Raw genomic sequence first — 12,273 nt, forward strand, 5'->3', positions numbered from 1 at the left:
TCCGAGAGATTAGCAAAATGTTGCAATTAAATTGTCAATAAGCCGTAAATTACTAAATTATTAGTAGTTACTGCATTTTGCCATCGGTAACCCCGCTACCATACCAACGAGTGGTTTAGGCCGGAAGCTTTGCGTCTCACTCTTTCAAGTGATTTGCCCTGTGCGTGACTGATTGAATAGAATAAAGTTTTTGTTGAATGAGGCTCACACTTGTTATTTCAAAATGTGATATTGCTTCAATTAATGATCTTTCTGTTGTGCATATAGGTTCATTATAGCTGTTGATAAAAAAAGCGCACCTAAAGGTGCGCTTGATGAAATTAAACTCGAATTATCAATTAATTTAACGTCTTAACTGTACTTCGTTCAACAATTTCAGGGTGCATTTCGAAGACGCGTTTTTCGTGGTCTTTGTCTTTGATGCGCTCCAATAGAATTTCGAATGCATTCTTACCAACACGACGTTTTGGTTGGTGAACTGTCGTTAACGGCGGAGAGAAGTATTCAGCGAGTTCGATGTTGTCGTAACCGATCACTGAGATATCTTCAGGAATGCGGATGCCTTTTTCTTGCAGTCGGCTCATTAAGCCGAGTGCCATTGTGTCGTTAAAGCAGAATACCGCCGTTGGACGATCTTCCATCTCAACGATTTGTTCTGCAGCAAGAACAGCCGTATCACACTCGAAGTTGCCTTCGATGATCATATTGTCATCGGCAGAAATTTTAGCTTCGTTAAGTGCGCGCTTGTAACCGGCAATACGTTCAACACATGCTGCTTTGTCTAAGTGGCCACTTAAACATGCAATCTTACAGTGACCGCGTTCAATAAGGTATTTGGTCGCTAGGTAGCCACCTTCTTCAGAGTTATCGATGATCTTATCAGCTTGAGAACTCTCTGGGCCCCAGTCCATAATAACTTTAGGGATGTCAGCGTGACGGTCTAACATCTCTCTTAGTTCTTCAGTTAGGTCAGAACACATAACTAAGATGCCATCTACACGTTTCTCTGCAAGCATTCGAATGTAGTCACGTTGCTTCTCATAGATACCGCCCGTATTACACAGGATCAAAGTGTAACCTTGACGGTAGCAGTAGCTCTCAACACCATCGATAACTTCAGAGAAGAATAGATTAGTTGATTGAGTCACTAGCATGCCGATGGTGCGTGTTGTATTACACTTCAAGCTACGAGCAACAGCACTTGGTGCATAGTTCAGTTCATCTACGGCTTTGTTTACTTTTTCTTGCGTTGCTTCTGCAACAAAGCGAGTTTTATTGATTACGTGAGAAACGGTTGTTGTTGATACGCCGGCTAAGCGAGCGACATCTTTTATAGTGGCCATGGTTTTATCCTATTAGAAGCTACTTTCCCAAAGTACGGAATAAAGTAGCCGTTAAGCTACCTAACTAAGAGCTTAAATTTGTAGGGCTCTTTGGGTACTAAAAGTGCTAAAAAACAAAAAACCGCTATTGAGCGGCTTGTCTTAACACCGAAATGCTCAAAACTATAATAAGCATAGCATTTCGTGAATGTTTCATATTTTATCGTTTGCGGTCACAATTTTAGACTGACTAGAAATTACTCGCAATAAAATTCACCCGGAAATCCGGGTGAATTGTCACATTCTTCTGAATTTATTTAACGAGTCATCCAATAAGCTTATTCACCAGCGAGGTATTGGGTGTCCAATTTGCAGAATGCAAGTAGCAGAGATGATACACTAGCGTAGAAACCGAATTCGTCAACGTCATGACATTTAACGTTGAACTTTGGTACCCAAGTAAGAAGTTGTTGCTCGATAAATTGCTGTTGAACAATGAACGATTTTTCTAGCTCTTCTTCAAGTTCCGTTTCATTAGAACGGATGATCAAGTTGCCAAGGAAGTCGAGTTCGATAGCGATGTGGTCAGCTGGTTCTTTTAGGTCTTGGTTCACCACTAAGTTGTGCTTAGCCATGATCTCTTCCATATCTTTTGCTGGCTTATCATTCAAAAGGCCAGTCTCACCGATATACATAGAAGCGTAAGGAAGTGCGCCATGCTTATCTGTTTTTAAGAATAAGTCACAGAAGTCAGCAGACAATTCTAGTTGAGCATCTTCACGCGTTTGTAGGCGGTTTAGCGCATCCACTAGGCTATCGATCGCTGGCTTTAGTGTTTCATTTTCGCCTAAACCAGTTAGGAAAGAACGAATTTCAACAGAGTGGTAGTGATCGAGTTCTTCTTGAGTGAGCTCTTTGGCAAATAAGCTTGATAGCCACCAGTATATTTCTGCTCTTTGCTCGTTGAACGCTTTCGTATCTTTCATTTGTTAGATCCTGACTTAGTCTTGTGATGTTGCTTATATGCATCTTGAAGTCACTTGGGCATAAGCACACCAAGGCTGAATAACAAGGTTATTTGCGAAACGCAAAGTTACTCGTTAGTAGTAATGCCTATATTGAATTGCGATGGACGATAAATAGCAAGGTTTAAGATTGTCTTGTATCAAAAAAAATCCATGTTTCTGGCTTTTATCTTCTGTACCACTAGAATTGTTACTAGTTATGAATAGAATAGTCACTGAAACTATTAAATAAGAAAAGTGGTGTAGATGAGCTATCACGTATTAGTCGTAGAAGATGATGTGGTAACCCGCAGTAAACTGGTTGGATACTTCCAGAACGAGGGTTACACAGTGAGCGAAGCAGAAAGCGGCGCTCAAATGAGAAACGTGTTAGAAGAAAACAACGTTGACCTCATTATGCTGGACATCAACTTACCAGGCGAAGATGGATTGATGCTAACTCGCGAATTACGCAGTCAATCAGACATTGGAATTATTTTAGTTACTGGACGCACGGATAGCATCGACAAGATCGTAGGCCTTGAAATGGGCGCTGACGATTACGTTACTAAACCCTTCGAACTTCGCGAGTTATTAGTTCGAGTTAAAAACCTACTTTGGCGTATTTCTGCTGCTCGTAAAACAGCAGCGGGCGCAGTCGAAGAAATATCAGATGAGTCTGTGGTTCGTTTTGGTGAGTGGACATTTGATATCCCTCGTCGTGCGTTAAGCAAAAACGGCGAACCGGTGAAATTGACCAAAGCAGAATACGAACTGCTAGTGGCATTGTCTTCTTACCCTAACCAAGTATTAAGCCGCGAACGTATTTTGAATATGATTAGCCACCGAGTGGACGCGCCTAATGACCGTACTATCGACGTATTGATTCGTCGTATGCGTGCAAAAATGGAGTTTGATCCTAAGAACCCACAAATTTTTGTGACGGTTCACGGTGAAGGTTACATGTTCGCTGGTGATTGATTTCCTTCGGAAGTGATTAATCAACAACGACATTTAAACGTAAAAAGCCGAGACACCATTGATGTCTCGGCTTTTTTATTGCTTAGCTTTCATTGTTAACGAACAGAGAACCTAAAAATACTTGCCGACTCAGTCTGCTCAGTATGAGTTTAAAGATTCAATTGGCTTACTGAGGCTGAGCCGCAGAAACTTCACCGTCATCTTCAACTAAGCTGGAAGCTTCTGGAATCACCGGCTCTTCAACAATGTCATTGCTTGTATCAAGCCAATCACGTAAATCTTGCCAAACTAATCCCATGGTTTCGTGCCAGTAACGCTCAGTCTGCTCAAGGTAGAGAGCTTTTGGCATGTACTTATTCCAAGGCTCAACAACGCCTTCTTGTGCAAGGTAGTTGGTTGGTGCAGGCAGTGGTTTCATACCAGCTGCATGGAATTCATTGAGTGCACGAGTCATATGGCTCGCTGAAGTCACCAGAACCATTTTTTTATTCTTAACGAACGCAGCGGCTTGGCGAGCTTCTTCCCAGGTGTCTTTTGCGGTTTCAAGCAGAATGATGTCGGGCTTTGCTACGCCAAGTGCTAATGCAACTTTAGCCATCATTCTTGCGTTACTGACTTCAGTGCCTGCGCCATAGCCAGACAAAATGAGTTTTGCACCAGGGTAAAGGCGTAGAATACGAATCCCTTCACTTAAACGCATCAGGCCGGTGCGGCTAAGTTCTGATGTCGGTGGAATTTGGTCGTCTACGACGTGACCACTTCCGAGAACCATTACGTAATCGACGGTTTCATCGACAGGTAAAAAAGCGGTGTGTTGCCTTTCCATTGGCATTAAAAGTTGACTAGAAACTGGTTGGAAAGCGATTAGGAAAATACCACATAGGGCTGAAAGGGTGATTAAGCAACCCGTCTTCCTTTTGGTAGTAAACATCACTAGGGCTAAACCCAGAAAAGCGAGAATTAACATTGCTGGCAGTGGCATCAATAGCGAAGACACTACTTTTTTCAGCTCAAACATATCCGAATAGTCCGAAAAAACATCACTTAGTAGTAAAAAGAGACATCGCCTCTTTATTCCTGAAATTCCTGTGACAGAATAGCAGGCACGATAGGACATAATAACTCAAGTAGCCGTGACTGAAGACCGTAATTTCGACGATATTGCCCACAAATTTGCAAAAAATATTTACGGCTCTGACAAAGGAGAGATCCGTCAGATCATCGTATGGGAAGATTTAGAACAAGCTTTGAGCAAGTTTGAGCAATCAGCTTCTCCGCTGCATGTGCTTGATGCTGGAGGCGGCCTTGCACAGATGTCGCAAAAAATTGCGTCGCTTGGGCATAACGTTTCTCTGTGTGATCTCTCTTCTGAAATGCTGAAGCTCGCAGAAGAAAGTATCAGCGAAGCGGGTTTGCTAGAGCAATATCGATTTATTCATTCACCAGTACAAAAAGTCGCAGAACATCTAGATGAGAAAGTCGATTTTGTGATGTTTCATGCCGTAATGGAATGGTTAGCCGATCCTAAAGAGGCGCTTGATTTATTGCTTGAACAAGTTAAACCGGGTGGCGTTGCCTCGATAATGTTTTACAACCACCACGGATTAGTCCTGAAAAATGTGATTTGTGGCAACATTCCTCATGTATTGAATGGGATGCCACATCGAAAACGGTTTAAGCTGCAACCACAAAAAGGCTTGAAGCCGGAAGAGGTTTATCAATGGATAGAAGACGCTGGTCTAGAAATCTGTGGTAAATCAGGCATTCGCTCTTTCAGTGACTACATAGGTAATATGGAGTACATGGGCGATTACCAATTTGAAGATGTATTGGAACTGGAAAAACAGCTATGTCGCCAAGAGCCATATCTGTCACTAGGCCGTTATATTCACGTTTGGGCTCAAAAACCTGCGCAATAACAGCGGTGAATGTGGTAAAAGAAGCCACAACATGCGCTATGCAATCGTAAGAAGCCCGCGTCATAAAGAAATAGGCGTCATATCTAATACATTCGATATGACGAAGAACAGTAACAGGAACCACAATGAGTGAAATGACTCAAACTGCCGAAGAGCAGCCAATTGATGAGTTGGTGGGCTGGGTCAAGCAGCATGATTTTTCATTAAACTTGCCACCAGAGCGCTTAGCATTTTTGATTGCTATCGCAGTACTAAGCAATGAAAGGTTCGATGAAGAGTTGGGCGAGGGTGAACTGCACGATGCATTTACCATCGTCACTCGACTGTTTGAAGATACTGGCGAAGCGTCCGCGTTTCGTGCCAACAATGCCATCAACGAGTTAGTTAAACAGAAGTTGATTAGCCGCTTTACCAGCGAAATCACCGATGGTGCGAGTATTTATCGCTTATCACCATTGGCGATTGGTATTTCAGATTATTACTTACGCCACCGTCAGTTCTCTAAGTTAAAACTGTCTATCCAGCTTTCTATGGTTGCGGACGAGATGGCAAAAGCCATTGAAGCAGCACAAAAAGGCGGAACTCCAGGACATTGGAGAAAGAATGTTTACGGCGTGCTCAAGTATTCTGTTGGTGAAATTTTCGATCAGATTGATCTTAACCAACGTGTTATGGATGAGCAGCAGCAAACCGTTAAACAGCAAATTGCCGACCTTTTAAACAAGGATTGGCGAGAGGCGATTAACAACTGTGAAACCTTGCTTTCAGAAACCTCGTCCACACTAAAAGAATTGCAAGACACCTTGCAAGCGGCGGGGGATGAACTGCAAACACAGATCCTCGATATTCAAGAAATTGTTTACGGTGACGATGAACTCGAGTTCGTTGGCGAAACCCTGTTCGGCTTGCAGATGAAGCTAGACCGAATCACCAGTTGGGGCCAACAAGCCATCGATTTATGGATCGGCTACGACCGCCATGTTCACAAGTTCATCCGTACCGCGATTGATATGGATAAAAACCGCGCCTTTAGCCAGCGCTTGCGTCAGTCAGTCACTGACTACTTTGATGCGCCTTGGTTATTGACCTACGCCGATGCTGAGAAGCTGACGGATCTTCGTGATGAAGCGCTCGTGCTTCGTGATGACGAAGTGATGGGACAAGCACCAATCGACGTAGAGTACGAAGAATTTGAGCAAGTAAATGACCTGCTTTCAGATCGAATTGCAGAGATGTTAAAAGCTCACAAACAGCAAGGCGCGCCAATTGATCTTGGCCTTGTGTTACGCGATTACCTCGCTGCACACCCTCGCACACACCATTTTGATTTAGCCAGAATTGTTGTCGACCAAGCCGTGCGCTTAGGTTACTCAGAGTCTGACTATCAGGCTATTCAGCCAGATTGGCAGGCAATTAACGATTTCGGTGCAAAGGTACAAGCAAATGTCATTAACAAGTACTGATGATTACATGCCAGAGAAACTGGTAAAAGCGATAGCGAACCCACTGTTCCCTGCGCTAGATAGCATGCTGCGTTCAGGTAAGCATGTTTCAACAGAAGACCTAGATAACCACGCGTTGCTGTCTGATTTTGAAGTTGAGCTTCAGCATTTCTATCAACGCTACAATACGGAACTGGTAAAAGCGCCGGAAGGTTTCTATTACCTGCGTCCGCGTTCTACGTCTCTGATTGGTCGTAGTGTGTTGTCTGAGCTCGACATGTTGGTTGGCAAGGTGTTGTGTTTCTTATACCTAAGCCCAGAACGTCTGGCTCATGAAGGTATCTTCACCAATCAAGAACTGTTTGATGAATTGATGTCGTTAGCGGATGAGAAAAAACTCATGAAGCTAGCAACCAACCGTGCATCTGGTTCTGACTTAGATAAAGAAAAGCTCTTCGAAAAAGTTCGTACTTCTCTGCGTCGTTTACGCCGTATCGGCATGCTGATTGCGATTGGTGAAACGGGCAAGTTCCGTATCAGCGAAGCGGTATTCCGCTTTGGCGCTGACGTTCGTGTTGGTGACGATATGAAAGAAGCGCAATTACGTCTTATCCGTGATGGTGAAGCTGTGGTGCATACCCAAGAGCCTAACCAAGGTAGCTTGTTGAATGAAGAACAAGCGGAAGCTGTATCAGAAGTAGTTGCAGACGTAAACGAAAACGGTCAACAAGACATTTTTAACGATCAAGCTGACTTTGACCTTGAGTCAAACGATGGCGAACAAACAAAAGTAGAAGGTGAAGCATGATTGAAAGAGGTAAGTATCAATCATTAACCATGGTCAACTGGAACGGCTTCTTTGCGCGTACTTTTGATATTGATGGATTGGTTACAACGCTTTCTGGCGGTAACGGTGCGGGTAAGTCGACCACAATGGCGGCATTCATCACAGCACTGATCCCTGACCAAAGCCTTCTGCATTTCCGTAACACAACGGAAGCGGGTAGCTCGCAGTCATCTCGTGATAAAGGCCTTTACGGTAAGCTTCAGCCAGGCGCATGTTATGCCGCGCTAGATGTTGTGAACTCTCGTAATCAACGTCTATTGTTTGCAGTAAAACTGCAGCAAGTTGCGGGTCGTGATAAGAAAGTCGACATCAAACCGTTCGTAATCCAAGGCCTTCCAAGCCATGTAAAACCAACGGATGTGTTGATTCAGAACGTTTCAGACAGCCATGCTCGCGTGTGTCAGTTAAACGACGTAAAAGCGGCGGTTGCACAATACGAAGGCGCGCACTTTAAAGCGTTTTCTTCGATTGTTGATTACCACTCACAGATGTTTGAATACGGTGTAGTACCGAAGAAATTGCGTAACAGCAGCGACCGTTCTAAGTTCTACCGCTTAATTGAAGCATCACTTTACGGTGGTATTTCTAGTGCGATTACGCGTTCTCTGCGTGATTACCTTCTACCGCAAAATGGTGGCGTGAAGAAAGCATTCCAAGACATGGAATCAGCACTACGCGAAAACCGCATGACGCTAGAAGCGATCAAAACGACTCAGTCGGATCGTGACTTGTTCAAGCACTTGATCACTGAATCTACGAACTACGTGGCAGCAGATTACATGCGCCATGCCAACGATCGTCGCAACAAGCTTGATCAAACTATGAAGTTCCGTGGTGAACTGTTTGGTTCTCGCGAAACCTTGCTTGATCAAAACAACTTGTTGAACCGCGTTCAAGAAGAGCTTGAGCTGTTGGTCGATCAAGAATCGGCACTAGAGCAAGATTATCAAGCGGCTTCGGATCATCTTCAATTGGTTCAAACTGCACTTCGTCAGCAAGAGAAAATTGCTCGCTACAGTGAAGATCTAGAAGAGCTTAATGAGCGTCTAGAAGAACAGATGATGGTAGTTGAAGAAGCTCAAGAGCGAGTGCTTCTTGCTGAAGAGCAGGCAACCATTACTGAAGAAGAAGTGGATAGCCTGAAAACTCAGCTTGCTGACTACCAACAAGCGTTGGATGTTCAGCAGACTCGTGCGCTTCAATACCAGCAAGCGGTTCAAGCCTTAGAGAAAACTAAGCAGTTACTTGGTGATGAGTCTATTACTGCAGAAAGCGCATTAACTCTGGTTTCTGAGCTAAAAGCACAAGAAGAATCAAGCACTCAAACGTTACTGTCGACTAAGCATAAACTAGACATGTCTTCTGCTGCGTCTGCGCAGTTCGACAAAGCGCTCGCTCTTGTTAAAAGCATCGTTGGTGACGTTGAGCGTAAAGAAGCGTCTAACAGTGCTAAGCAAGCGTTAGAAAAAGGCCGTAACGCAAAACACGTTGTTGAAAACGAACAACAGTGGCGTGCTCAGCACCGCGACATGGCTCGTGATGTGGCGCAGCAGCGTCAAGCAAAAGAGCTTGCGACTGAATACCAAAAGCAACACAACATCTCACTAACTGACGAAGCGGTTTTCGATGAAGAACGTGAACGCCATACAATGCAGATCGAGTCTCTTGAGTACGCTCAAGAAGAGCTGCGTGAAGCGAAGAGTGAGCAACGTCGTGTGCAACAAAACCACGACCAAGAGATTCAAAAACTTGAATCTATTGCTCCAGCGTGGATCACGGCGAACGACGCACTTGAAGCCCTAAGAGATCAAACAGAAACTGAGCTAGAAGATAGCCAAGCAGTAATGACTCAAATGCAGCAAGTGCTTGAAGACGAAAAATCTCAAGCGGTAGCGAAAGATCAATTAGCGACTCGTCGTGCGCAGCTTGAGCAAGAGATTGAACGCTTAGCTTCTCCGGGTGGTTCTAACGATCCTCGTTTGAAAGGTTTAGCGGATACGCTTGGTGGCGTTCTGCTTTCTGAAATATATGACGACATTACCATTGGTGATGCACCGTATTTCAGTGCGATGTACGGCCCGGCTCGTCATGCGATTGTGGTCTCTGATCTTGATGGTATTAAAGAGAAGCTGGTGGATCTTGATGATTGTCCAGATGACCTTTACATCCTTGAAGGCGATGTTGATGCGTTTGATGACAGTTCGTTCAATGCTGATGAGTTAGAGGGCGCGGTGTGTGTTCAGCTGAACGATCGCCAAATGCGTTACTCTCGTTTCCCTGAGATCCCATTGTTTGGCCGTGCGGCTCGTGAACAACGATTAGAGAAATTGCGTGAAGAGCGTGATGTTGTTGTGGAAAACCACGCGAAAGCGGCGTTTGATGCACAAAAGCTGAATCGCCTATACCAAGCTTTCAATAGCTTTGTTGCTAAGCACCTACACGTTGCGTTTAACGCTGACCCTGAACAGGCACTAGTGTCTATTCGTGACAAGCGTAACCAGATTGTACGTTCTTTGGCTGAATTAAATTCTAAAGAGCAACAACAACGTAGTCAGCTACAACAGAGTAAACAAGCGTTGGGTGCGCTAGACAAATTAGCACCAATGGTTCGTATTTTAGAAGACGAAACATTGGCTGAACGCCTCGCTGAATTAGAAGCGCAACTAGAGCGCTTGAGCGAAGCTAAGTCGTACTTGAACAACCATGGCAAAGCACTTGCTTCGTTAGAGCAGATTGTTTCTGGACTAGACGCAGATCCTGAACAGTTCGAGACACTAGAAGCACAATACCAACAAGCTGACCAAGCTCTACAAAGCCTGAAAGGTAAAGTGTTTGCTCTGTCTGACTTGATTGAACGTCGTCACTACTTTGCCTATGCGGATTCTGTTGATCTTCTAAACAAGAGCAGCGAACTGAGCGAGCAATTGAAAGCGAAGTTGGTGCAAGCAGAACAAGCAAGAACCAAAGGCCGTGATGGCTTGAAGCAAGCTCGTGAACAGATGAATCAGTACAACCAAGTATTGGCAGCACTGAAGAGCTCACATCAAGCGAAACAAGAAACGGTTCAAGAGTTCAAGCAAGAGCTACAAGAGTTTGGTGTCAATGCTGATGAAGGCGCTGAAGAACGTGCTGTACGTCGTCGTGACGAACTGCATGAGCGTTTGCATACTTCACGTGGTCGTAAGAGCGAATACGAGCGTACCATTACATCAACTGAACTTGAGATGAAAGCCTTGGCTAAGCGTCTTAAGAAAGTTCAGAAAGAGTACACAGAGCTTCGTACCTTCGTTGTTGCAGCGAAAGCGGGTTGGTGTTCAGTACTTCGTTTAGCGCGTGAGAATGATGTTGAACGTCGTCTGCATAAACGTGAACTGGCTTATCTAACGGCGGGCGAGCTTCGCTCCATGTCGGATAAATCACTGGGTGCGCTACGTCTGGCGGTAGCCGACAACGACGACCTGCGTGATTCGCTGCGTTTATCTGAAGACAACGCGCATCCAGAGCGTAAAGTTCTGTTCTACATTGCTGTTTACCAACACCTTCGTGAGCGTATTCGCCAAGACATCATTCACACGGATGATCCGGTTGAAGCAATCGAAGAGATGGAAGTTGAGCTAGCTCGACTAACAGAAGAATTGACGCAGCGTGAAAATCGCCTGGCAATCAGCTCTGAGTCAGTAGCAAGCATCATCAAGAAAACGATTCAGCGCGAGCAGAACCGTATTCGAATGCTGAACCAAGGTTTGTCTAACATTTACTTTGGTCAGGTTAAAGGTGTACGTCTGAACGTTAAGATCCGTGAAAGCCACGAGATCTTGCTATCAGGGCTAGCGACTCAACAAGAGCAACACAAAGACTTGTTTGAATCAACGCGCTTTACCTTTTCAGAAGCGATGGCGAAGTTGTTCCAACGAGTAAACCCGCATATCGATATGGGTCAACGTTCTCCGCAAGTTCTGGGTGAAGAGCTACTTGATTACCGTAACTACCTAGAGCTAAGTGTTGAAGTTAACCGTGGTTCAGACGGTTGGTTACAAGCGGAATCGGGTGCATTGTCTACGGGTGAGGCGATCGGTACGGGTCAGTCAATCCTATTGATGGTTATTCAGAGCTGGGAAGAGGAATCTCGTCGACTTCGCAGTAAAGACATCGTTCCATGTCGTTTGTTGTTCCTTGATGAAGCAGCACGTCTGGATTCTAAGTCAATATCTACGCTGTTTGAACTGTGTGACCGCTTAGGTATGCAGCTTCTGATCGCTGCGCCAGAGAACATTAGCCCAGAGAAAGGTACGACTTACAAACTGGTTCGTAAGGTCTTCAAAGACCACGAACATGTACACGTTGTTGGCCTACGTGGTTTTGCTCAAAACAAACCAGCATCTGCGGTGCAAGAGCTTATCGAAGAAACTGAGCAATAACTTTGATAGCCGAATTATAATCTTGATAGCCGAGCAATAACCTTGATAGCGCAGCTATAAGCTCGAAAGCGACTCAATGATATTTGTACAAAGCCCCTAATCAATAGGGGTTTTTTTGTATCTTGAATCTAATTTCCTCAACTGAACTCCTCTCGCCTAATTCTTTTATCGATACTGATAAGACCACTCATACCTTGTGGTTATTATCAATGGAACTTGTTTGAGGTCACACGCACAAAACCACAAATAATGTATGGTAATGACATAGATTTAATAATATTAATAATATTGTATTACTTAAATTTTAATTATTGATAACTCGCGTGTGCGAAAGGTAAAG

Annotated in this window: 8 protein-coding genes and 1 riboswitch; of the genes, 5 read left to right on the plus strand and 3 right to left on the minus strand. The window is 44.3% G+C overall.

Going from position 1 to position 12,273, the window contains the following annotated elements:
• Positions 1-82: 82 nt before the first annotated feature.
• A riboswitch (cyclic di-GMP riboswitch) is annotated at positions 83-168 on the minus strand.
• A 170-nt stretch (positions 169-338) separates the two neighbouring features.
• Both purR and torD read right to left on the minus strand, forming a co-directional pair.
• Positions 339-1,343: an HTH-type transcriptional repressor PurR gene (gene purR, locus AB4517_RS04635; protein WP_372147967.1), complete on the minus strand. Its 1,005-nt coding sequence runs from the start codon at positions 1,341-1,343 to the stop codon at positions 339-341.
• A 317-nt stretch (positions 1,344-1,660) separates the two neighbouring features.
• Positions 1,661-2,308, minus strand: coding sequence for a molecular chaperone TorD (gene torD / locus AB4517_RS04640; protein ID WP_017093386.1), 648 nt, complete (start codon positions 2,306-2,308; stop codon positions 1,661-1,663).
• A gap of 285 nt (positions 2,309-2,593) precedes the next feature.
• Between torD and torR the strand changes: the two genes are divergently transcribed.
• Entirely contained in the window at positions 2,594-3,307 is a 714-nt protein-coding gene (torR, locus tag AB4517_RS04645) for a two-component system response regulator TorR (protein WP_017062094.1), read from the plus strand.
• A 166-nt stretch (positions 3,308-3,473) separates the two neighbouring features.
• On the opposite strand, the gene elyC is transcribed toward torR, so the two are convergent.
• Positions 3,474-4,325 (minus strand): envelope biogenesis factor ElyC, encoded by an 852-nt coding sequence (elyC, locus tag AB4517_RS04650; RefSeq protein WP_017062093.1) that lies wholly within the window; start codon positions 4,323-4,325, stop codon positions 3,474-3,476.
• A gap of 115 nt (positions 4,326-4,440) precedes the next feature.
• On the opposite strand from elyC, the gene cmoM reads away from it, so the two are divergent.
• The 4 genes from cmoM (at position 4,441) to mukB (ending at position 11,933) form a co-directional block, all read left to right on the plus strand.
• Positions 4,441-5,226: a tRNA uridine 5-oxyacetic acid(34) methyltransferase CmoM gene (gene cmoM / locus AB4517_RS04655; RefSeq protein ID WP_017063509.1), complete on the plus strand. Its 786-nt coding sequence runs from the start codon at positions 4,441-4,443 to the stop codon at positions 5,224-5,226.
• Positions 5,227-5,351: 125 nt separating this feature from the next.
• Positions 5,352-6,689 carry a chromosome partition protein MukF gene (mukF, locus tag AB4517_RS04660; protein ID WP_017055049.1) on the plus strand — a complete coding sequence of 446 codons (1,338 nt, stop codon included), beginning with the start codon at positions 5,352-5,354 and terminating at the stop codon, positions 6,687-6,689.
• The gene (gene mukE / locus AB4517_RS04665; protein ID WP_102427849.1) at positions 6,670-7,476 is read left to right on the plus strand and encodes a chromosome partition protein MukE; all 807 of its coding nucleotides are present in this window, start codon (positions 6,670-6,672) and stop codon (positions 7,474-7,476) included. The genes mukF and mukE overlap by 20 nt, the downstream gene beginning before the upstream one ends.
• Complete coding sequence (gene mukB, locus AB4517_RS04670) at positions 7,473-11,933, plus strand: chromosome partition protein MukB (RefSeq protein ID WP_372147968.1); 4,461 nt, start codon at positions 7,473-7,475, stop codon at positions 11,931-11,933. Before mukE ends, mukB begins: the two co-directional genes overlap by 4 nt.
• Positions 11,934-12,273: the final 340 nt, after the last annotated feature.

It is taken from the genome of Vibrio sp. 10N.222.52.C3, assembly GCF_041474195.1.
In the GTDB taxonomy this organism is placed as follows: Bacteria; Pseudomonadota; Gammaproteobacteria; order Enterobacterales; family Vibrionaceae; genus Vibrio; species Vibrio crassostreae_C.